We start from the raw sequence: 21,029 nt of genomic DNA, 5'->3' as shown, positions 1-21,029 counted from the left end.
GGCAACGGATTCGCTCGACGGATATAACGGATGTCAGGAAGAAGGAAAAGGGAAGTTCGGCAACGGATTCGCTCGACGGATGTAACGGATGTAACTCACATCTTGCACCATTCTCAAGAACGGGCTCTTCGGCCCGTTCCACAAAGAGTAGATTTTCTTGTGGAACAGGCCGAAAAGCCTGTTGCTGACAATGGTGCAAGATATCAGATGTAACGGATGTCAAGAAGAGGGAAGAAGCAAGAGGGAAGAAGAAAGAGGGAAGAAGCAAGAAGGAAGAGGGAAATTTATTCCCTCTTCCAACTTAAAATTAAAAATTCCAAATTCAAACCTGAAAACTATACCTCACACTACACTCCCAACAAGCTGCTTAGCGGCAAGTGCGATATTTGACGTGATAAACTAAACCGCGATGAGCCAAATCGAAGGAGTCAACGGTGGCCATGCCGGCACCGCGGGCTGTCATTGCAGCATTTACTCTCATATTTACACTATCACCACAGCGAGACCAAACATTCGCTATAGTGGCTAAGCTATCTCGAACATTGTAGTTAGTTTGGCCCCTGAGATTCCGATTTAAAACTGGCTTAGGATCGCGAATTAAATAACTTACAATTTTAATTGTTATTGTGGGATGGGCGTCCCGCCCGTCCCACAATCTTGTGGAAGTTATTTAATTTTCATTCCTTAGTGTCGCTCTGGGGGGATGAAAGGTAATTGTCGGAGCAATTTTATTCGCGCGGTATTCGTGTTTTCAATAGGGTTTGATATAAGTAGTCCAGGACGCAGGGGCCGCAGAAATCGGTTTTTTTTTGCGTCAAGAATGCCTCGATGGCTGATAAGTTATAATAAAGCCAATTAATTATTCAAAAAAATGAGTGCTAAAGTTACTGTCATTGACCATCCTTTGATACAGCACAAGTTAACTCTGATGCGGCAAACTCAAACGAGTACGGCGAAATTTCGCCAATTGCTCAAAGAGATTGGAATGCTGCTAGCCTATGAAGTGACGCGAGATTTGCCGCTAAAATACGAACAAATAGAAACGCCGATCGCGAAAATGAATGCACCGGTGCTGGCTGCTGAAAAGAAAATTGTGATTATTTCGATTATGCGTGCTGGTCAGGGACTGTTAGATAGTATTTTAGAGCTGATTCCGTCTGCGAGGGTAGGACATATTGGTTTGTACCGCGATCCGACAACTCGGATGGTGATTGAATATTATTTCAAAGTTCCCCAGGATATCGAACAGCGAGATGTTTTAATTGTCGATCCGATGCTGGCTACTGGTAATTCAGCAGTGGCGGCAGTGGATAGGCTGAAAGAAGTTCATCCGAAGTCTATTAAATTTTTGTGCTTGCTGGCGGCACCGGAGGGAGTGGGGCACTTTCACGAACAACACCCTGACGTGCAGATTTATACGGCTGCTGTTGACGAGTGTTTGGACGAGCATGGCTATATTGTACCCGGACTGGGAGATGCGGGCGATCGACTTTACGGGACTATGTGAATTCAATAAAATTATTTTCTGCTGTATATGTCAATACATTCATTTAAAAATAACTTTACTAACATAAGCAGTGGTTTGATAGTGCGATATAATGTAAGTTGTAAAATTTTAATGTCAAGAAAAGCCTATATATAACATGGCTTGTAGGGTTTTATTACATTAAATTCGTAAATTGCATGATCTAGATGTATTTACTGCATTTTATGGTTAAATTCTATGCCTTTAGTGTAATTTCTTGCCAGAATTAGTTATTAAAATAGATGTATGATGCTAAGCGTTTGCGAGCGACTACTAACATTTTTTGACGAGGGAAAAAACAATGGAGACTACAGCACAGAAGGAAGCCCCAACTCAGCCTGTTGAGGAAGTGAAAATTCAGAATATCAACAGTTTGGAGTTTGAGCTTTGGGCTAAAGCAGTGAAACGGCAGATGATTGCAGCACTCTCTAAAAAGGGCGCGATTTGACATCTGTGGGTTTTTTGTGCACAGGTTGTGTTAATTAATTAAATTAACAAAATTTTTGTCTGCATTGTTGTCCGAGTTGCGGGAGAGGCAAGAGAAAGAATTTTCCTTTTTCCGAGTTTTGGACGTACAGGTGGAAGGAAGCCGGGTTTTTTTACGAAAATACTTCTGTTGCGATCGGCAGAAATGGTAAAAAAACCCGGTTTCTTTGTGTCATATCATGTCCGATCGAGTGACCGCGATTAAAAGGGCGGGTTTTTGAGATTGTCATTTATTGGCAGATATTTTTCGTGAGGGGATCCCCTACCGTATTATGGGTAATCGACCGGACATACAGCACTTTCCAGGTAAGTGAAGTACAGAGAAACCGGGTTTCTTGAATAAAACCGGTTTCTGGCGAGAAATCCAGAAGAAACCCGGTTTCTGGGGTGTACTTTATAAACCTGGAATCCGCTGTAATATCAAGAGTGTCTCCGGGACTGTTCTATCTGCCGAAGGCTTTCTGCCAGATTACGATCGCTTGTCAACCGCCGCCAGCAAGCGCAGACTTCCGTCTTGAATCTGCACTGCTTTCACCGTTCCCACAGCAACTCTTTGTTGACCGTTAGCCATCGCTACCTCAATCTTAATCTTGGGGTCAGCCTGTAATCCTAGCCGCCCCCAGAGCCACTTGACTTGAGTAGCAGGAAAAGAACTCACTTGTACATCAGAAAATGGTGAATTAACCCAGCGGCTACCGTCGTAAAAACTTGCTACCTGCACCTGATACCAAACTTGTTCTCCTGCCAATTTTAACTCATTGTTCGGTTCTGGTTCCAGCCACTCAGCGGGATTGACACTGTTAATTAAAGTAGCAGAACCCATAATTTGACTTTTGTGGTCTTCTAAACTTTCCGCCTGAGAAACTGCTTCCTGAAGTTTGTTGACCAAATTCCGAATTCGAGTTCTTGTTTCGCTGTCAGTATCTGATTGCTGGTCGAGCCAATTCATCGCTTCGCGAGTGCCGTCTTGAGAAGCTACAATCAGGGCGCCCCAAGCCTTGACATCGGCGTCAGCGGCATTCACTCTCAAGGCGGCGTCGATGCGGTTCCAGATCCGCCCGCTGTCATTTTTGAGGGTTGTGGCTATTTCGTGAGAGTTGCTCGGATCGGCTTCAAATACTTGCAAAGCTTCAGTCCAGCGGCCGTCGATCAATTCTGCGAGAACTTGTTGACCGGGACTGGCCCAAGATGCGATCGCCTGAGCCCGAGTGATTTTAGCGTGAAATTCGATCGTTTCTAGCTGAGCTTGCGCGACTGCGGGCCAATTTTTGCCGGCTTTCCCCTTCGCCACACGCATGACATTTAATGCTGGAGACCACAGGCCGCTTTTCGCCAGTCGCAGCCCATTTTTGTAAGTCTCGTCATTGAAGGCAATTTCTTCTAAAGAAATCGCCGTTAACTGAACTGGGTTGGGCAAAAATTTGCGCGGGCCAATTTGATAAAGGGTAAATTGCGGCTCTAAACCAACTGTTTGGTCGATCGCCAACTGCGGGTTTTCGCCCTTAACAATTTGCTGCCAATTCGGCGGTTGTCCAGCCGCACTCGCCCACTCCAACAGCGGCATTAAATGATTTTGGCTGGGGTTGTAGCGAACGACTTGTCCGTAGGGAATTTTCTTGTCGCCCTGCTTTAGTTGACCGCTGACATTAAACCAAATGCCCGATGCGGGGGGCTTGCCATCAAAGCGGCGCAGTTCTGTTAGGGGTAGCGACTGATTGGAGGCTTGATTGTTAGATGTAGAGTCAGCTAAAGAAGCAATGACAAAAGATTCTGCAGGGCCTTCTACATTCACAGAACTTGCTAGTTGGAAATACTGCTCTTTATCGGAACTGCGATCGGGAAATTGCACTCGCTTGTACACCCGAAGTTCGACAATTTGACGACAAGGATTTTTGCAAACAGTAGAAGCCTTAACAGTTCTTTCTACCATCACCGGTAATAGCAAATCGGCAATAGAATTATCGCGGGATTGATCGACGGGAAGCGGCAGGGCTTCTCCGGTTACGAATCCCAATTTGCGGATGCTGGCTTTGATTTGATCGAGAGTTTGGATCGAATCTCTGCTACCTGTAGGCAGGCGCGACCATTCCGGCACAAATTGAGAGATCAACTTGTTGCCATTGGGATCGACAATTAGCTGATAACTCAGCCAAGCGCCGCCTCCCATTAAAGCTGCACAGCCACCCAAGATGCTGAGGGCTGTCAAATTAGCTATCAGTCTTTTCCAGGGATATCTGGCGCGAGTTCGGGGAGTAGGTATTGGAAGCGGGGACTCTTGAAGATTTTTGGGGCGTCGGGTTTGGCGACGGCGTCTTGTCGGGGGAGGAGCAACTTTGGGATTTTCTGGGGGTTTGGCTCGATTTTTTGAGGGGTTAATTTTGTGTTCCATCATGCCATTTTAGAATTTAGATTTTAGAATTTAGAGTTTAAAATTGCAATAGCCGATCGTACTGCCGACCTATGATATCCCAAGTGTATTGGCTGTCAACGAGCGATCGCGCGTTGACAGAGAGCTCCTGTCTTAGCTGCTGATTTTCAAACAAACTGGCGATCGCCTCAACATACTCCTGAACATTGTTCGCCCGCAAGGCCCTTATCAGTTGTGGGCCGCCATCGACGGCTAAACCCTCCAAACCTCGATCGCTAGCAACCACGGGAGTTCCCGCAGCCATCGCCTCCAAAGTTTTATTTTTAATCCCAAAACCTATCCGCATCGGCACCACACAAACAGCAGCTTGATGCAAATATTCTGCCACCCTTTGCACCCGACCTACTACTTGAATTCCGGGAAGTTCTCCCAAGGCGAGCACTTCCGGGACTGGCGAAGCCCCGACTAGGGTGAGGGTAGCATCCCGATAGCGCTGCTGCAAAGGCGGCAGTATTTGCAAACTGAGAAACCGCGCCGCGTCAATATTGGGCAAATTGTTCATTGCGCCTGCAAAAATTAAGGTGTGTCCTCCCGGATCGATCGACCGGTACGGAAATTGAGTTAAATCCACGCCGTTAGGAATTACATCTATGGGAGGTACAAAAAAATCTTGTTTTCCTGGCACTCGAACCGGAGGCAACAGTAATTCGAGGAGTTGCTCTCTGTCTGTGGATGTTGTCGCCACAATGCGGGAGAATTTGGAACAGTAGCGTTTTTCGTAGCGGGCGAGTAGGGGTAAATTTAGTCGATCCCGCAGGGGTTTTTCCGAGGTGCCGGTTGCTAACATTTCCCTGCAAGTTCCCCAAACGGAACTGTGAATGTTTGCCACTGTCAGCACTTTTTGTCGCCATTCTGGACGCACGTAAATCTCGTTAACGCTGTGCTCGCAGGTGACAACATCGCATTTGCCTGCTGTTACTAATTCGTCTGCCCAATTCTGCATTGCTTGGGAGTAGCTTGAGAGGACGTTCGGAGGTGTCCCGGACAACAAAAATCGACCGAATCTGTGGAATTTTCCTATTATTTCAGAGAAACCCCCCTCAGTCCCCCCCTTGTTAAGGGGGGGAGGCAAGAAGCCCTCCTCAAGCCCCTGGTTAAGGGCAGGAAATAACCCCCCCTCAGTCCCCCCCTTGTTAAGGGGGGGAGGTAAGAATCCTTCCTCAGTCTCCTGGTGGAGTCTTAGCCCCCCCTTAGCAAGGGGGGGTTGGGGGGGTAATCGCGGGTTGGGAAAAACTGCTAATTCTGTGACTTGCTGGCGCAATGCGTCGATTTGTGCGTCGGTGACATCGGGCGATCGTACAGTGCCGAGAATTACCTCATGTCGCTGGCTCAAGTATTGTAATAAATTAAACGTCCTTACCTGAGTTCCTCCGCGGCTGGGCGGATAGGGAAAAGTTGAGGAAAGCATTAAAATCTTCATGGGATGTGGGATAAATAAATTTGCCGCTTGCGCGATAAAATTGATTGATAAAACGTTTTTTTTTTACAATCTTCGCACCTATGGACGAATTATCTCTTAAGGCGCTGCTGGAAGACTTGAAAAAGTCCGACGAAAGTGTTCGCGATCGGGCAACTACTGAACTCTGGCACACTTGGTTTAACCAGAAAGGTGACTATGGGATGCAAATTCTCAGGCGAGCGCAAGTTTCGCTGGATGCAGGCGATGTTCACCACGCTTTGGATTTGCTGACGAAATTGATTGCGGAAGCGCCGGATTTTGCGGAAGCTTGGAACCGACGCGCCGTACTTCACTATACTCAAGGAAATTATAAAAAGTCGATCGACGACTGCGAAATTGTCCTCAAACTGAACCCGGTGCATTTTGGGGCGTTGCACGGTCTGGGTTTGTGCTACGCTGCCTTGGGAGAATACCTAAATGCTATTCAAGCTTTTCGTCGCGCTTTGGAAATTCAACCGTTTGCTTTGGTGAATCAAAAGTTAATTCTCGAATGTACGGCTCGTTTGAGTTAAAGTTAATTTTCCTGGACCCAAAAGTGTTAATACCAAATTGTAAGCTGCTACGCATTTAAATTGAATCCAGATCCGGGTTCTGGGGCCAGTTCCACAATAATAATTGTATAAAAAATGACTGTCAAATTAGATGTACAACAGCTTAGTCACTTTTTAGCAATCTAAAATCTAAAATCTAAAATCTAAAATTGTCTAAGTTAGTGCCTAAAATTAGCGTTTGCATTCCTACTTACAATCGAGTGCATCTGCTGGCTTGTGCGATCGCCAGCGTGCTAGATCAAACTTATACAGATTTTGAATTAATTATCTGTGATGATGGTTCTACTGACAGCACTCCTTTGTTGATGTCGGAATTTGTCGTAGCTTGCGGGGCGGGACGCCATCGCCCGATTCGCTACATTCGCCACCCGCAGAATATCGGCAAGAGTAATAATATGCGATCGGGCTTTGCTGCTGCAAGGGGCAAATATTTTATCAAGTTTGACGATGACGATCGCCTCAGCCCGCAATTTCTAGAGCGGACATCTGCTATTTTAGATAAAGACCCCAGCATCGATTTTGTCAGTACAGATCACTGGGTGATCGACATTAACAATTATATTGACGAAAACCAGACGAAACTGAATTCGCAGCGGTGGGGGCGCACCGAGTTGTCGGCTGGAATTATTGAAGATTTGCTCTCGGCAGTTTTTCTCAGACAAAGTTTGCAAATAGGGGCGACTTTGTTTCGCCGCCGCGCGCTGGAAGAAGTCGGATTTCTGCGGCCGAATTTGCAAAATTGCGAAGATAACGATTTGTTTGTAAGACTTGCGATTGCTGGCAAAAAGTGCTATTACTTGCCGGAGCTGTTGATGGAGTATCGAGTTCATGCAGGACAGCAAGGAGTCGATCGGGCAATTCCGTATTTAAGCGATAAATTGCGCTATTTGACCGGCTACGAATTTGATTCCGAGAAGTTGGAAACAGTCAGGCTCAAAAGGATTGCAGAAACTCAATTAGCGCTGGGTTTGCGGCTGATTGAGGTGGGTGAAACTGCAAAAGGACGCCGGATGGTGCGGGAGGGAAAGTCTGTTTCTGCGGCGAAAATGTGGGCAGGTTTGGGATTGTCGCTGCTGCCGGTCGAGTTGCGTCCAAAAGCGTTTGAGTTTGTGCGAGAGTTGATTAAATAAGGCATGAGAATTAAATAACTTAGAATGCGTGATGGTTCTTGTGGGATGGGATCTTATAGCCCGTCCAGAAACGGCGGGCGGGACGCCCATCCCACTTTCAAGAGTGTAAATTATTTAATTCGCGATCGTAACCATCAATAAGAGTTATTAATTATCAGCAGGATATAAGATATTAATTTATTAGAGTAGGGGGTTTTGTTTGGCATTGAGATTTGCTCAGATTTGGCTCGATAGAAAACTTTTCGGGGAGCCTTGAGAGAGTAGGCTAAAAATAAAAATTCGATCAGACACGTTTTAGATTAAATTAAGAAATTAAGAAATACTGAAAATTAAGTATTTACGACTTTGACATCGATCGGGGACGAGTACAGACCTTTCCTTGGGTCTGCCCTGCTTGTGCTATCTGTCAGGCGATTAGGGAAAACTTTTGCCCTGAGAGTGGGTGAAGGGATCAAAGTCAGCATTGTTAAATTCTGTCTATTTTATTAATGCACCACTCATGTCAATAACTAATCGGATTAGTTTCAATAATCTCCAGGGCGACATCTTCGGCGGTGTCACGGCTGCCATTGTCTCGCTGCCCCTGGCCCTCGCCTTCGGGGTCGCTTCGGGAATCGGGCCGATCGGGGGACTGTACGGTGCCATTTGTGTTGGCTTCTTTGCGGCGCTGTTTGGCGGCACCCCAACACTGATTTCGGAACCCACAGGGCCGATGACTGTGGTGATGACTGCGATCGTCGCATCCCTCACCGCCAGCAATCCCGAACAAGGGCTAGCAATGGCGTTTACCGTTGTGATGCTGGCGGGGTTGTTTCAAATCATCTTTGGTATTTTCAAGCTAGGGAAATACGTCACCCTGATGCCATACAGCGTGATTTCGGGCTTTATGTCGGGAATTGGCGTGATTTTGATAATTCTGCAAATTGCACCGTTTCTGGGTCAAGCCCCTCCCAAAGGAGGTGTTTTGGGCACTTTTATGGCAATTCCGCAGTTGCTGGCAAACGTAAATCCGCCGGAAGCAATTCTCGGTATCTTGACGGTGGCAATTATTTTCCTGATGCCCAAAAAGCTGAAGAAAATCGTACCCCCGCAATTGATAGCGCTGATTGTCGGCACGGTAATTTCCCTGACTGTGTTTCAGGGCGCGGATATTCGCCGGATTGGAGAAATTCCGGTGGGACTGCCTCCCTTGCAATTGCCGACTTTTTCCGCCGGTCAACTCACGGTGATGTTTGTGAATGCGGTGATGCTGGGGATGCTGGGCTGTATCGATACCTTGCTGACGGCGGTGGTGGCGGACAGTCTGACGCGGACTGAGCACAAGTCCGATAAGGAGTTGATCGGTCAAGGAATTGGCAATATCATGTCGGGGATCTGCGGTGGCTTACCGGGGGCCGGGGCAACGATGGGAACTGTGGTCAATATCCAAACAGGCGCGACTTCGGCGTTGTCGGGTTTAACTCGGGCGTTGGTGCTGCTGGTGGTGGTTTTGGGCGCGGCGAAGTTAACTGAACCGATTCCGATGGCGGTGTTGGCGGGGATTGCGCTGAAGGTGGGGATTGATATTCTTGACTGGAGTTTCCTGAAACGATCGCACAAAGTATCTGTTAAGGGTTCCCTGATCATGTACGGGGTGCTGTTTTTGACTGTGTTTGTGGATCTGATTGTGGCGGTGGGTGTGGGCGTCTTTATTGCCAATATCCTGACTATCGAACGGTTGAGTAGTTTGCAGTCTGCGGGAGTGAAGCTGATTTCCGATACGGATGATGATGTGGTCCTCAGTCAGGAGGAGAAGCAACTCTTGGATCGGGGTAGGGGGCGCGTGTTGCTGTTCTGCTTGAGCGGCCCGATGATTTTTGGGTTGTCGAAGGCGATTTCCCGCGAACACAATGCTATGAAGGATGCGGATGCTTTGGTGATGGATCTGACTGCTGTGCCCATGCTGGGGGTGACGGCTTCGCTGGCGATCGAAAATGCGATTCGCGATGCCTGCGATAAGGGTTTGCAGGTTTACATCGTCGGTGCCAGCGAGAAAATTCAGCAGCGCTTGCAGAAGTTGGGATTGTTGGATCTGATTGCGCCAGAGCATGTCATGAGCGATCGTACCGCAGCCTTGCGACAAGCCGTCGCTGTGGTTGACAACAAAGGCATCCCCTTGGGAGCGCCTGTGTAACAAGGCGCGAATTCGCCAAAATAGTAGTGGTTTAGCAGGAGTGCCCGTTTTTCCTGCTATTTCTATGGCTCGATCGATCGTTTCACCTTCCTATTTCCACTAAAGTTATAAACATTGCCCGCTCTAAGTTTTTCCTAAATATCGTGTCTATATTTTCCGAAATTCCCACTGTATGGCTGCAAATTTCCCTCGTGGGTATCTGGCTGGGTTTGATTTTACTGGTCGCTGAGGGGTTAAATCGCTTTACTTCTGTCAATCCTGAAGTATCGCGGAAGGTGGTTCACATCGGTACTGGAAATGTGATTTTGCTGGCTTGGTGGCTGGAAATACCCGGTTGGGTGGGGATTTCGGCGGGAGTTTTAGCAGGTGCGATCGCCCTAATTTCTTACCAAGTTCCGATTTTGCCCAGTCTTAACAGTATCAACCGGAAGAGTTGGGGGACTTTTTTCTATGCTGTTAGTATCAGCGTTCTCGTAGCTTGGTTTTGGCCGCTGCAACATCAGGAATACGCTGCTTTGGGCATTTTAGTGATGACTTGGGGCGACGGATTGGCTGCTGTCATCGGCCAGAAATACGGCAAACATATTTATCGAGTTGGGGGAATACAAAAGAGTTGGGAAGGTTCTGCAACTATGTATTTGGTGAGTTTTGCTATTAGTAGTTTGATTTTGCTGGCGGTTCAAGGCAATATTTGGCAAACTTGGGCTGTGTCTGCTGTTGTAGCTTTGGCTGCTGCTACTTTGGAGTCGGTTTCCAAGCTGGGAATTGACAATCTGACTGTGCCGATCGGCAGTGGGGCGATCGCCTTTTTCCTAAATCAATTTTTGATAATTGGTAATGTGTAATCTGAACTTCCCCCCACGGGGGGCGTTACTGGATACAGGTAGGAATTCAAGATTTTGCAATTGCTATAAACCAAGTCGGGTGAGTTTTGTAAATTCCGATCAAAGGTGATTCATACCGTGAATCAGCAACCCCAATTATCAATTGTCTAAGTCCCGTTAAAGCAGCCGACGTGCTTGTAAAATTTGTTGTTGCCATTGCTCGAAAACGGGGATTTTTGAGCGATCGTCTGTTGGAAACATCGCCCTTATTTGCTCGATTAGCTCGATCGCCAGCGGTACGCCAAGCTGCAATTGTTCCAAGACATCCCGCTGAGCAAAAACGGTTTCCGGTGTTCCTTCTAAAATCAATTTTCCTCGATCCATTACAAACACCCAATCAGCCCAGCGGTAGATGAAATCGAGGTCGTGACTTGCTAAAAGGATAGTGGTTCCGGCGCTGTGAATTTGTTGAAGTAAACCGATCAGTTGTCGGGTGTGACGCGGATCGAGATAGGCGGTAGGTTCATCTAACAGCAGCAGTTTGGGCTTGAGAATCATGATATCGGCGATGGAAACCCGCTTTTTCTGGCCCAAACTGAGATTGTGAATTGGTTCGCGGGCGAGTTCGCTTAGATCGAATTGCTCGATCGCCTGCTGCACCTGTTGAGCAATTTCGGATTCTCTCAAGCCTAAATTGTACAATCCATAGGAAATATCTTCTTCTACCGTCGAAGCTACTAATTGATGTTCGGGATTTTGAAAGACGAGTCCGATTTGTTGGCGCAGTTGCATCAAAGATTTGCGATCGTAGCGCAAGGGTTCACCGTGCCAGCGAATCATTCCCTGTTGCGGTTGATATAAGCCATTTGCTAACAGAAAAAATGTGGTTTTGCCACAGCCATTTTGACCGATCAGCCCGCACCGTTTCCCAGCGGGAACTTTGAGATTTAAACCCTGAATTGCCACTCGCGAACCGCAGGGATAGGAGTAGGAAGTGCGATCGAATTCGAGAATCCATTCAGACATATTTGTTATTTTTTATTTTTTGTTATTTGTTATTTTTTATAGCCTTCCAGGCTCTGCCTGGGAATACATACCCGGAGGCTATGCCTCCAATTACCAATTACCAATTACCGATTTCAATTGTATAGCAATCCTTGCAGGAGTCGTAAACTTTTTACCCCACCCCAACCCTCCCCTTATCAAGGGGAGAGAGTAAGAAATTCACAAATGATTTATAATTGCTAAATTTGTGTCAGTCTCGATCAGATTTTGCCAACTGCCAAAGTTGCATTTCATAACAGAGATGTTGCTCAAAAAGTTGACTTGCCTCCAATCCTTCAACCACCAGCTTCTTGAACCAGCGACGAAATATCCAGCGCAGGAATTTGTGGACGGGGGGAACTGTAATCGCAATCAAATCTGCAACATAAATCATTGTATTTAGTCCATATCGGCGGAAAGTATCGACATACAAATCGATTGTTGGCAAAATATGGGCGGAAATATCCTCAGTTTTTACTAAAGTGAATCCAGCTTGCTTTAATGCTGCATGAAGTTCCGTAACAACATGACAATTAGAGAACATTCCCTCTTGATAATTAGCATCAGATCGCAGCATATCAGCCAGCAAAACGTAACCGCCGGGATTGAGGATTTTGGCGGCACCGTTAGCAATATCAACAGCCGACATATACTGGCTACTTTCGCTAAAGAGAATAAGATCGTAGAAATGGGTTGCTTTGAAGTCTTCAAACCTCGTGAGGTGGAAGATTGCCCGATCGCGCGTACACTTAAGAAAGCGCTGTTGTTGGAAAGGATCGGGTGCGAGCCCTTCGACTGCAAAACCTCGATCGAGCAAATAAGCCGCATTTCCGCCAATCCCGCAGCCCACATCGAGTATCGTATGAGTGCCTTTGGGGATTGCATCTAACAGTTTTACAGTATAAGCTTGCTGAGCGACGCGCAATCGTGCGATCGTGAGTTCGTCAGCGGGCACAGGTAGGGTTTCCCAATAGCCGTAGTGAAGGTAGGGCGAATCTGTCAAGCCCAAATAGTAATTAAGCGCTGCATTTTGGTAGCGAGTTACTTTAGAAATTTCGATAGATTTTGGCTGCGACATTGGGAAAATTTAGTAAGTTTTAGGATTTAGGGCTGAGTTGAAATTCTTCCCAGCGCTTGCATACTTGTTCATAGCACTCAACCGGAGAAATTGCCAACTTTTGCAACAAATTGATATCAATGTTACCGTGGGCGATCGACAAAAATATAATTGCTTCCTTGGGTTCGTAGCTATCAATGATTTGGAGCAGATTTGAAACAGTATTTTGCTCGATTTCTAGTTGTTGCAAATAAACGGTTGCCTCCAAGTCGGAAATAAATTCCAGATCGTACTTGATAGTATCTACGCTCCAATTCACATAGCCGTTAATGGGAGTATTGATTTTGCAAGCAACCAAGCCTCGTCCTTGATGCAAAAAGCCATTCCAAGCGGTATGTCCGATCGACAAAATATTCTGATGAATAAACAAGTTTTGCCAGTAGCCAAAACTACCCTGCCAAACACTATCTTCGATTCGCATTTTTTTAGTTTCCCGCTGCCTAAAATTTCGTTATTGTCGATCGGGAAACGGAGCACAACAGCAGATTATTTGTAAAAATATTGAACTCACCATCATCCATACCTCGCAGATGAAAAACATGATTGTAAACAAATCGGCGGGCATCCTGACTCAGAGATGCAATGATCTCATTACAGTTGCGGGACAGCGCCGGATTCGCACCGAACTTTCCCCCTTACGTCTGATGTGTGTTTTTCATCAGAGCCGATCGATATACGGGGATATTACCACTATTTGGGATATTTGACAAAAAAAGCCGTGTGCCTATTAACCAAACTCAATATTTTCATACAAATCAGCCAGCGAAATCTCCACAGCAACAGATGTTAAACTCAGCCGATCGCCCATACAGCTATATTCCGAAAAAATCCACTTATTCGCATCAGTTTTAGAATATTGCTCCACCTGTAGCCGATATTGGTCGATTAATAAATACTCCTGAAAACTAGGAATACTGCGATAAGCAGCAAACTTTTCATCGCGATCGTAAGCTTTGGTACCTTTAGACAGCACCTCAGCAATTAGCAGCGGATTAGTAATTGTATCCGTCCGTCCAGATTGCATCTCGATCGGGCGCGCTACCACCATCACATCCGGGTAAGTATAATTATTAAGCTGCGGAACCCAAAGCCGCTGATCCGAACTAAAAGTCCGATATGGTTTCCCTTTTAACGCCAGTTTCAGCGCAACAACTAAATTAGTGGTAATTTCATTGTGATCCGGTGTGCCGCCAGCCATCAGAACAATCTCCCCATTGATAAATTCATGCCGATCCAGAGAATTGATTTCTAATTCTAGATATTCCTCAGCGGTGTAGGTTTTGGTTTCAACTTGCGCGATCATACACAACGCTCTCCTTTAATCTACTCATTTCAGTTTATCTTAAAAATCCTTAATTAGAGGGATGATTTGTTATCTTTATTTCGATATTATTTGGATACCGCAGCTTCGGCTACGCATTCCCACGAATAGTCTGAGAAAAAGAAAAAGCCTGTAGGGGCGGGTTCGCCAAAAGCTTTCTCATGGTGCAGACAGGTTAAATAAACCCGCCCCCACCCCACAAACTAGCCCTTTATTAATAAAAATGATGCAAAATATGAGTCCGATCGCACTTAGGAAACTTATATTATGTCCGATCGATCGCGCATAATACATAAGCTGGGGCGGGTTTTTGAGATTGTCGGTTTTTGGCAAATATTGTTGGTGAACCCGCCCCTACAGGAATCATGGTCAATCGACTGGACATGATATTACTTAACAAACTTACCGCAGCGGGACAAAGTTATAGCCAGTGCTTCCTCCTTGTTTAACTTGCACTAAAATCGGCTTCCCAGCCCGATCGCCCGTGGGCAAAAACTTCACATCCTCGCTCGATCCTGCTGTTGAAAAACTCCGATTTCTGAGTGCTTGTTGCAATCCTTCCCGCGTATTGCTTTGCCGCAAGCCAGCGATGACAGCTTGAGTCGCGTCAAAACTCGTTGCTGTTCGCCAATTCACAATGCCTCCCCAACGCTGGCGGGCATTTTCTGGGAAACGGCTACCGGGATTAGTTTCAGGATGCCAGGGAACGGGCAAAACAATCCCGTCAACGTCTTTTTGTCCGTCTTTTAAAGTTTGAAAGGTGTAGAGCGTAGTGCTGCCGTAGAGTGGCAATTTGCCTCGATTGATGCGAGCCAGAGAAATGGCACGGTCAATGCGATCGATGTGGGGCGCTACCATCAATCCTTGTGCACCTTTGCTGACAGCATCGGCGATCGCACTTTCGGGATTAAAAGAGGGTAAATAAAAGTCGCAAACAGTGGGAACTAATTTGCCACCAGCAGCAGTAAGAGATGCCACAAATTCATCTTTAAATGATATGTTATCCGGTGCTTGGGAATCATAACAAACCGCAATATTAGTTTTGGCTGCTGTTTTCACTCCATATTCTGCTAAGGGAGCTGCCATTAAGCTAATATTGGGTACTGTCCGAAAGATGTAGCTGCCAAATCCTGATAGATTATTGGCAAAGCTCGTCTGGCGCTCCGGGTGCGATCGTTGCCGATGTAGATGTAGATGTAGGTCTATTTTAATTTTTGGCATTCAATAAACCGGGAAGGAACTTGTAGGCGCCCAACCAAATTAAGCCGATGGCAATAATAAAAATAATGGGGGGCGGGCTGTTGTTTTTGTTAGTATCTTGATACAGAATTTTTTCTATTTATTTTGATACTGTAATTATTCATTCAACTAATGTTCACGTCAATTCATATAATTCATTAATTAAGTTCATAAAAGTCATACAGCACTTTCCAGGTAAGTGAAGTACAGAGAAACCGGGTTTCTTGAATCAAACCGGTTTCTGGCGAGAAATCCACAAGAAACCCGGTTTCTGGGGTGTACTTTATAAACCTGGAATCCGCTGTATTTGTAATAGCTGTTGCAAGAAGTGCGATCGCCCTTATTCAAATCCGGCCCGCTAAACTAACGAGAATAGGAGAATTATCAACAATATTCCTGGAGGCGCGGGTGTTCAGAAACCGGGTTTTTTGCGAGAATACTTGGTTACAACTCACATCTTGCACCATTCTCGCTTAACAGGCTTTCCGGCCTGTTCCACAAGAGATAAATTTTCTTGTGGAACAAGCCGGAAAGCCTGTTCATAAAAAGATTATTGAGAATGCTGCAATATCTCAGTTACAACCCGCAGATTCTGTAAAAACCCGGTTTCTTTGATTGTGATGCGTAACTCCCGTTGATATTAACCACCGCCACCGTCACCGGCACTAATCGTGAATATCATGCAGGACTTACCCACTCCGACCAAAGAAACCGGGTTTTTTACGAAAAGACGCGTTAGATCGCAGATTAGGTCAAAAAACCCGGTTTCTGACCCCCATTCGTCCAGGAATAACAATAAATTTAGCGTTGAAGTACCGCGCTTAACAAAGTTAAAACCGTGCAACCAAACACGGCTTCAAATGTATATCTTCGCGAAGGTTTATAAGGGTAAGAATTCCAAACGCGCAATTCTCCATTAAAGCCGCGCGACGCTAAACTCAACGAAACTTGACGGTAGTTTTCCAAAGTTCGCTGAAGCAATTGCCCGATTAAAATGCTTAAACTCTGCATTCCCCGCTTCCAAGTGCGGTAGCCACAGCGCGAGTTTTGTGCTATCCAAAGTTCATGGGCGATCGCCAATAAGCTAAAAATAAACCGATACATTAGTAATAGCAGTTCTGTGACTAACTCTGGACAGCGTAATTGTCTGAGAATCTGCAAGATTTCGGTAAATGGAACCGTCAAGAGAATGAAATACATACAACTTGTCGATGCGAAGGCGCGGGCAAACAGCAAGCTCACTTGGTATATTCCAGTGCGGCTCACATACAGATAAAAAGTGCCGATGCTAATGCCCCAACCTTGCCAAATATCCCACTGAATTTCCTGAATTTGACTTAACTCAACCGCACCCAGCGCCAAAGCAGGCAAACTTGTCAGCAAAAACATCAACGGTAGCGACAGCAACCGCAAATACAGTTTCGCCGGAATACCCGCATAGATGACGATCCAGACGGTTAACCAAAAGCCGATCGACAATTGGACGATCGCCCCAGAAACGAGAGACAGAATTAAAAGGGCGATCGCAAAGGATAACTTGTGAGATGGCGGCAACCCCCGCAAGCGATTTGTATAAGCCAGACTATCAATCTGATGGTTCATTCTGACGGCTATTCATCATCAGATTTTTGTCGCTGCGATCGCCCCTTGTACAGCCCGATCGCATATCCAATTACGCCAGCCCCCAGCGCCGCTTGAGTCGCAAACAGCAAACTTTCAATTTCTCCGCTAGCAGGCTCAAAAAAATGGTTAAACCAAGGTTGATAGTCAGGTTGAATTTCCGCAATCGCTTTCTGTGCTTCCCCATCCGATCCGCCGTATTCACCCCGGACAAAAACTAGGGGAATAACGGCAAGCGCGATAACAGCAATTACCAACATCCAATTTTGTTGTGAAGTAGCTTGCTGATTTCTTGTGTTTTTTTGACTCACGGCTTATGACTCCTGTCTCAATAATTTCAAAGTTTCCAACTCCGGCTTCCCGTAAGAATGCAGCCAATTCCAGACCAATAGAGTCAGCAATCCTTCACTAATCGCCAGGGGTACTTGAGTGATAGCAAAGATGCCAGCCAACTTGAGAAACGAAGCCATAAAACCGCCAATTGCTGCCGGAAAAGCTAACGCTAATTGAATCGAAGTCGTCACATAAGCCAGTAAATTTGCTAAAGCCGCCGCACAAAAAATTGCCGCCCGTTGCCTGCCAGTTCGCATCAGCAATTGATAGATAAAATAGGCAGCGAAAGGGCCGACGATCGCCATCGAAAACATATTCGCTCCCAGCGTTGTCAGCCCGCCGTGAGCTAACAGTAACGTTTGAAACAGCAGAACTAAAGCCCCCAGTACAGCCATCACCGAAGGGCCGAACAAAATTGCACCCAAACCGGTACCCGTCGGGTGAGAACAACTGCCCGTTACCGAGGGAATTTTTAAAGCAGAAAGCACAAAAGTAAACGCACCCGCCAAAGCAAGCAATAATTTAAGTTCCGGGTGTTCTTTTGTAATACGAGTAATCGATCGCAAACCTACTGCAAAAAAAGGCAACGCCACCATCCACCAAAACGCCGCCCATTGCACCGGCAAAAAACCTTCCGAAATGTGCATAGCTGCGGCGGGCGTTGCCGAACCCAGGACAATATAACAACTCAAGCCAGCCATCAATCCCAAGCTGACCAATTTCCGATTTCTGGCCTTCACGCTGAACCTCGCAGATGAGACTATGTAAACTAACACATCGGCGGGCATCCTGACTCAGAAAGCGACAAAACTCTCATTACAGTTGCGGGACAGCGCCGGACTTGCACCGAACTTTCCCCGTTTCCTCTAACGGCTGCTCCCCATTAGAACCGACTGGTTACACATAGTTTAGTCGATCGCGTAAGTCTCAGCAAATCTTTTACAAAAATTACTTCAGATTAACTAAGGAATGAGAATTAAATAACTTCCACTCTTGAAAGTGGGATGGGCTCTTATAGCCCGTCATGAGTGGACGGGCGGGACACCCATCCCACAATCACAATTAAAATTGTAAGTTATTTAATTCGCGTTCCTAAGTCAAAATTACCTCTCATCTTCTCTTCCTTCGCGTCTTCGCGGTTCGTTCCATAAATACTATTGCCCAACAAATCAACGGTATAATATTAGTGAGTTTTGAGGAAAGCCGCCATGTTAGATTACAAATTTCCGAGGCACTGGCCCTCAGCCGATGAACTACCAGACTCAGATGAAACTCCTGTGGATAACGAACTGCAAGAACTAATACCAGGGTTGTTAAAAGCAATATTGCTCATACTTTGGGCAGAACGCATGGACTGGTTTTTTGGCATAGATATGGGTATTTATCATCACCCTGACGAACCGCCCATTGTCCCCGATGCTTTCTTAAGTTTAGGAGTAGAACGATTTTACGACGAAGAATTGCGCCCCAGTTACGTGCTGTGGGATGAAAATGTTCTGCCTACTTTTGTGCTGGAAGTTGTTTCCCCAACTTATCGCAAGGAATACAGCACAAAATTAGACACTTATCAAGCTTTAGGCGTACTTTATTACGTCATTTATTCTTCCCGCCGCCGCCGTAAACCTCATTTGGAAGTACACAAGTTAGTCAATGGGAAGTACGAGTTACAGCCAGAACATCCAGTTTGGATGCCTGAAATTGGTTTGGGGATTGGTTGTGAAAGGGGAAGTTATTCTGGGGTGACAAGAGAGTGGTTGTATTGGTATGATGCCGATGGAAAACGTTATCTGACACCTGAAGAACAGGTGAAAGAATCAGCGCAGCGCGCCCAACAGGAATCCCAGCGCGCCGATCGACTGGCTCAGCGATTGCGGGAGTTGGGGATAGATCCTGATAATCTGGGCTGATGGCAATCAAGAGTACCTCAGTGTTGTACTCTAGACGCTCACAAACCGGGTTTTGCAACGCCCGATCGATCGTCCTCAAAGGAGGATTTTCTGGAAAAAACCCGGTTTCTGCCTCCAGAAATGTGTGAATATTATCGCAAAAATCAGGAAGTATCTAGCTAGATTTGGGAAAAACAGAAAGTTGGACGGCAAACATTGAGATGCAGCTCGAAAACATGAAAATCAACAGAGGTTATTAAATAATGGTCATGAATCTGCGTTCTTACGATATCATCTGTTTTGGTGATGAAGTTCCAGGAGTTCTAGCTGTTATCTCTGCCTCCAGAGAATATCTTCGCCGAACAAAGCGTTATCCGCGAATTCTACTGATGTCTAAAGGAAGCTTGCAAGAAGGAATTGGCGGGCATTTGGTAAGAGGCGGTCTTGCTTATTTAGATAGAAGTCAGATTAGTGAAGAACTTCAAAAATCTTTAAAGTTAGATACCTTTGGTTCACCAGCGACAATCTATAAAGAATTCTTACAAAAATCCGGTGTCACCGCAATTGCACTTGACCCCCGCAAAGCCAGTGCAGCCCTGAAAGAAATGCTGGTAAAAGCTGGGGCCGATCTCCTGAGCAAAGTAGAAATTAAATCAGTCAGTAAAGAAGGTCAAAAAATTGTCAGTATAACCACCTCTCAAGGCGTAGTTTATGCCGGCAAGCAATTTATTGATGCCACTGTCAATGCCGAATTAGCTCAAGCTGCCGGTGTGAGAAAGCTGAAGGGATTTGAAACATTTGGTCTGCCTAATTCAGAACTTCCAGTCACCCTCGTTTTTGAAACCCAAGGACTCAGTGCAAGAGCACTGAAAGAATTCGATTATATTTATCTAAAACGCTTTACCAACCTGGCCGATGCAGAGAGTCAAAAATTTTTGCTGTACGCCGCAGGCAAGGATGCCAAACTAGCAGAAGAGCTGCGGCGGGAAATGAGGGACACTCAAGGCAATCTCAAAACTCTGTGGGCGGGTAACGATTACATCGATGTTCGCGCGCCGGCTCTGTCTGTAGCTTACCACTCATTTAGAGGAAGAAAACTATCTTTTTCTGAAACTGGCATAATTTTAGATGAGGGAAATATAGCAATACTTCCAAATGACCGACTTTCGTGGAATGCGCTTTTATTTGCAGTCACAGCCAGCGAAGCCGAAGCCTTAGCTAGAAGCGGGAGCAAACCCACGGCTAATATGCAAAGAGAGATGTTATTTATTACAACTTGGCTGAGGAGTTTGGGGGCTACTTCTGTTACTTATGCCTCAGAACTTTATATCAGACACGCTGGCAATGTGACGGGAGTTGTAGAACCTTTAACTGGCGCACAAATGCTGTTAGGTGGCGTACCTGCTAATGAAGCCCTGGCAACATTTAGCTATCATTTTGATGTACGGGGAGGCATCCAGGGTATTGGCGAGAAAGCAAACAGTCTAGGATGGTTTAAAAGTCTGAGTTTTAAACAGCCTATCTTTAATATTGGCATCCGCCACGCATTAATTAAAAACGTTCCTAACTTGGCAGTAGTCAGTCCGTGTTCGGGATTTGAAGGGTTAGCCTGTTCTGTCGGCAGAATAGTTGAATTCAACGCTGCAGTTGGTCAAGGTGTGGGTATCGCTGCGGTTAATGCCATTCTAAATAACAAAAATCTAGCCGATGTATCTAACCAAGAAGTGAGACAAGTTCTCGCCCAAACAGGCCAGTTACCTAAAATTTTTGGAACTCCCAATAGTGGTGAGGCAATGCTATTGGCGCAATTCGAGACTCTTGTCACTTCGGATGCTATTGCATAATCTCAATCCCGGTTGCACTCCTCATGATTATTGATTGTTGACTAAGCTG

The 21,029-nt window shown here is 45.9% G+C and carries 20 protein-coding genes and 2 riboswitches; of the genes, 9 read left to right on the top strand and 11 right to left on the bottom strand.

The window, feature by feature from the left end; all coding sequences use genetic code 11:
* Nucleotides 1–30 precede the first annotated feature (30 nt).
* Nucleotides 31–213, top strand: coding sequence for a hypothetical protein (locus tag QUB51_RS12195; protein WP_333208783.1), 183 nt, complete (start codon nucleotides 31–33; stop codon nucleotides 211–213).
* Between the two features lie 154 nt (nucleotides 214–367).
* Here the strand turns inward: QUB51_RS12195 and QUB51_RS12190 are convergent, their stop codons facing one another.
* The gene (locus QUB51_RS12190; protein WP_333231891.1) at nucleotides 368–655 is read right to left on the bottom strand and encodes a DUF4360 domain-containing protein; all 288 of its coding nucleotides are present in this window, start codon (nucleotides 653–655) and stop codon (nucleotides 368–370) included.
* Between the two features lie 216 nt (nucleotides 656–871).
* On the opposite strand from QUB51_RS12190, the gene upp reads away from it, so the two are divergent.
* Together upp and QUB51_RS12180 are read left to right on the top strand one after the other, a co-directional pair.
* Nucleotides 872–1,507, top strand: a complete 636-nt coding sequence (gene upp / locus QUB51_RS12185; protein ID WP_333208779.1) for a uracil phosphoribosyltransferase — start codon at nucleotides 872–874, stop codon at nucleotides 1,505–1,507.
* Between the two features lie 319 nt (nucleotides 1,508–1,826).
* Nucleotides 1,827–1,973: a hypothetical protein gene (locus QUB51_RS12180; RefSeq protein WP_332946242.1), complete on the top strand. Its 147-nt coding sequence runs from the start codon at nucleotides 1,827–1,829 to the stop codon at nucleotides 1,971–1,973.
* 507 nt (nucleotides 1,974–2,480) lie between these two features.
* Here the strand turns inward: QUB51_RS12180 and QUB51_RS12175 are convergent.
* Complete coding sequence (locus QUB51_RS12175) at nucleotides 2,481–4,403, bottom strand: hypothetical protein (protein ID WP_333208777.1); 1,923 nt, start codon at nucleotides 4,401–4,403, stop codon at nucleotides 2,481–2,483.
* 34 nt (nucleotides 4,404–4,437) lie between these two features.
* Complete coding sequence (locus QUB51_RS12170; RefSeq protein ID WP_333208775.1) at nucleotides 4,438–5,859, bottom strand: glycosyltransferase family 4 protein; 1,422 nt, start codon at nucleotides 5,857–5,859, stop codon at nucleotides 4,438–4,440.
* 80 nt (nucleotides 5,860–5,939) lie between these two features.
* Here QUB51_RS12170 and QUB51_RS12165 point away from each other — a divergent pair, with 80 nt between their 5' ends.
* From QUB51_RS12165 to QUB51_RS12150, 4 genes are all read left to right on the top strand, one after another.
* Complete coding sequence (locus QUB51_RS12165; RefSeq protein WP_333055010.1) at nucleotides 5,940–6,410, top strand: tetratricopeptide repeat protein; 471 nt, start codon at nucleotides 5,940–5,942, stop codon at nucleotides 6,408–6,410.
* 200 nt (nucleotides 6,411–6,610) lie between these two features.
* Nucleotides 6,611–7,579: a glycosyltransferase gene (locus QUB51_RS12160; protein WP_333055096.1), complete on the top strand. Its 969-nt coding sequence runs from the start codon at nucleotides 6,611–6,613 to the stop codon at nucleotides 7,577–7,579.
* Nucleotides 7,580–8,078: 499 nt separating this feature from the next.
* Nucleotides 8,079–9,752 carry a bicarbonate transporter BicA gene (gene bicA, locus QUB51_RS12155; protein ID WP_333055009.1) on the top strand — a complete coding sequence of 558 codons (1,674 nt, stop codon included), beginning with the start codon at nucleotides 8,079–8,081 and terminating at the stop codon, nucleotides 9,750–9,752.
* Between the two features lie 143 nt (nucleotides 9,753–9,895).
* Nucleotides 9,896–10,597: a diacylglycerol/polyprenol kinase family protein gene (locus QUB51_RS12150; protein ID WP_445242995.1), complete on the top strand. Its 702-nt coding sequence runs from the start codon at nucleotides 9,896–9,898 to the stop codon at nucleotides 10,595–10,597.
* Between the two features lie 156 nt (nucleotides 10,598–10,753).
* Here the strand turns inward: QUB51_RS12150 and QUB51_RS12145 are convergent, their stop codons facing one another.
* The 8 genes from QUB51_RS12145 to QUB51_RS12110 all read right to left on the bottom strand — a co-directional run bounded on the left by QUB51_RS12145 (nucleotide 10,754) and on the right by QUB51_RS12110 (nucleotide 17,951).
* On the bottom strand, nucleotides 10,754–11,602 hold the full coding sequence (locus QUB51_RS12145) for an ABC transporter ATP-binding protein (RefSeq protein WP_333055008.1): 849 nt from the start codon (nucleotides 11,600–11,602) through the stop codon (nucleotides 10,754–10,756).
* A 229-nt stretch (nucleotides 11,603–11,831) separates the two neighbouring features.
* Nucleotides 11,832–12,698, bottom strand: coding sequence for a methyltransferase domain-containing protein (locus tag QUB51_RS12140; RefSeq protein ID WP_333261794.1), 867 nt, complete (start codon nucleotides 12,696–12,698; stop codon nucleotides 11,832–11,834).
* Between the two features lie 19 nt (nucleotides 12,699–12,717).
* Nucleotides 12,718–13,158 (bottom strand): hypothetical protein, encoded by a 441-nt coding sequence (locus tag QUB51_RS12135; protein ID WP_333261797.1) that lies wholly within the window; start codon nucleotides 13,156–13,158, stop codon nucleotides 12,718–12,720.
* Nucleotides 13,159–13,276: 118 nt separating this feature from the next.
* A riboswitch (cobalamin riboswitch) is annotated at nucleotides 13,277–13,421 on the bottom strand.
* 43 nt (nucleotides 13,422–13,464) lie between these two features.
* Nucleotides 13,465–14,040, bottom strand: a complete 576-nt coding sequence (locus tag QUB51_RS12130) for a Uma2 family endonuclease (RefSeq protein ID WP_333055004.1) — start codon at nucleotides 14,038–14,040, stop codon at nucleotides 13,465–13,467.
* A gap of 420 nt (nucleotides 14,041–14,460) precedes the next feature.
* The gene (locus QUB51_RS12125) at nucleotides 14,461–15,279 is read right to left on the bottom strand and encodes an ABC transporter substrate-binding protein (protein ID WP_333055003.1); all 819 of its coding nucleotides are present in this window, start codon (nucleotides 15,277–15,279) and stop codon (nucleotides 14,461–14,463) included.
* Nucleotides 15,280–16,098: 819 nt separating this feature from the next.
* A complete protein-coding gene (cbiQ, locus tag QUB51_RS12120) occupies nucleotides 16,099–16,899 on the bottom strand; it encodes a cobalt ECF transporter T component CbiQ (RefSeq protein WP_333055002.1) in 801 nt (266 codons plus the stop codon).
* Nucleotides 16,900–16,907: 8 nt separating this feature from the next.
* Nucleotides 16,908–17,228, bottom strand: coding sequence for an energy-coupling factor ABC transporter substrate-binding protein (locus QUB51_RS12115; RefSeq protein WP_333055001.1), 321 nt, complete (start codon nucleotides 17,226–17,228; stop codon nucleotides 16,908–16,910).
* A gap of 3 nt (nucleotides 17,229–17,231) precedes the next feature.
* Nucleotides 17,232–17,951, bottom strand: a complete 720-nt coding sequence (locus QUB51_RS12110; RefSeq protein WP_333055094.1) for an energy-coupling factor ABC transporter permease — start codon at nucleotides 17,949–17,951, stop codon at nucleotides 17,232–17,234.
* A gap of 61 nt (nucleotides 17,952–18,012) precedes the next feature.
* A riboswitch (cobalamin riboswitch) is annotated at nucleotides 18,013–18,159 on the bottom strand.
* A gap of 299 nt (nucleotides 18,160–18,458) precedes the next feature.
* Here QUB51_RS12110 and QUB51_RS12105 point away from each other — a divergent pair.
* Both QUB51_RS12105 and QUB51_RS12100 read left to right on the top strand, forming a co-directional pair.
* Entirely contained in the window at nucleotides 18,459–19,157 is a 699-nt protein-coding gene (locus QUB51_RS12105; protein WP_333055000.1) for a Uma2 family endonuclease, read from the top strand.
* A gap of 248 nt (nucleotides 19,158–19,405) precedes the next feature.
* On the top strand, nucleotides 19,406–20,980 hold the full coding sequence (locus tag QUB51_RS12100) for an FAD-dependent oxidoreductase (protein ID WP_333231893.1): 1,575 nt from the start codon (nucleotides 19,406–19,408) through the stop codon (nucleotides 20,978–20,980).
* The last annotated feature ends 49 nt before the right edge of the window (nucleotides 20,981–21,029 follow it).

The sequence above is a fragment of the Microcoleus sp. AT8-A3 genome (assembly GCF_036705675.1).
Classification (GTDB): Bacteria; Cyanobacteriota; Cyanobacteriia; order Cyanobacteriales; family Microcoleaceae; genus Microcoleus.
The sequence above is the reverse complement of the archived record's forward strand: the minus strand, read 5'-3'. Positions and strand labels throughout refer to the sequence as shown.

Excerpts from the sequence above, each read along its gene's own strand:
- QUB51_RS12195 (WP_333208783.1), top strand. The coding sequence starts at position 31 with ATGTCAGGAAGAAGGAAAAGGGAAGTTCGGCAACGGATTCGCTCGACG.
- upp (WP_333208779.1), top strand. The coding sequence starts at position 872 with ATGAGTGCTAAAGTTACTGTCATTGACCATCCTTTGATACAGCACAAG.
- QUB51_RS12180 (WP_332946242.1), top strand. The coding sequence starts at position 1,827 with ATGGAGACTACAGCACAGAAGGAAGCCCCAACTCAGCCTGTTGAGGAA.
- QUB51_RS12175 (WP_333208777.1), bottom strand. The coding sequence starts at position 4,403 with ATGATGGAACACAAAATTAACCCCTCAAAAAATCGAGCCAAACCCCCA.
- QUB51_RS12170 (WP_333208775.1), bottom strand. The coding sequence starts at position 5,859 with ATGAAGATTTTAATGCTTTCCTCAACTTTTCCCTATCCGCCCAGCCGC.
- QUB51_RS12165 (WP_333055010.1), top strand. The coding sequence starts at position 5,940 with ATGGACGAATTATCTCTTAAGGCGCTGCTGGAAGACTTGAAAAAGTCC.
- bicA (WP_333055009.1), top strand. The coding sequence starts at position 8,079 with ATGTCAATAACTAATCGGATTAGTTTCAATAATCTCCAGGGCGACATC.
- QUB51_RS12145 (WP_333055008.1), bottom strand. The coding sequence starts at position 11,602 with ATGTCTGAATGGATTCTCGAATTCGATCGCACTTCCTACTCCTATCCC.
- QUB51_RS12140 (WP_333261794.1), bottom strand. The coding sequence starts at position 12,698 with ATGTCGCAGCCAAAATCTATCGAAATTTCTAAAGTAACTCGCTACCAA.
- QUB51_RS12135 (WP_333261797.1), bottom strand. The coding sequence starts at position 13,158 with ATGCGAATCGAAGATAGTGTTTGGCAGGGTAGTTTTGGCTACTGGCAA.
- QUB51_RS12130 (WP_333055004.1), bottom strand. The coding sequence starts at position 14,040 with ATGATCGCGCAAGTTGAAACCAAAACCTACACCGCTGAGGAATATCTA.
- QUB51_RS12125 (WP_333055003.1), bottom strand. The coding sequence starts at position 15,279 with ATGCCAAAAATTAAAATAGACCTACATCTACATCTACATCGGCAACGA.
- cbiQ (WP_333055002.1), bottom strand. The coding sequence starts at position 16,899 with ATGAACCATCAGATTGATAGTCTGGCTTATACAAATCGCTTGCGGGGG.
- QUB51_RS12110 (WP_333055094.1), bottom strand. The coding sequence starts at position 17,951 with ATGGCTGGCTTGAGTTGTTATATTGTCCTGGGTTCGGCAACGCCCGCC.
- QUB51_RS12105 (WP_333055000.1), top strand. The coding sequence starts at position 18,459 with ATGTTAGATTACAAATTTCCGAGGCACTGGCCCTCAGCCGATGAACTA.
- QUB51_RS12100 (WP_333231893.1), top strand. The coding sequence starts at position 19,406 with ATGAATCTGCGTTCTTACGATATCATCTGTTTTGGTGATGAAGTTCCA.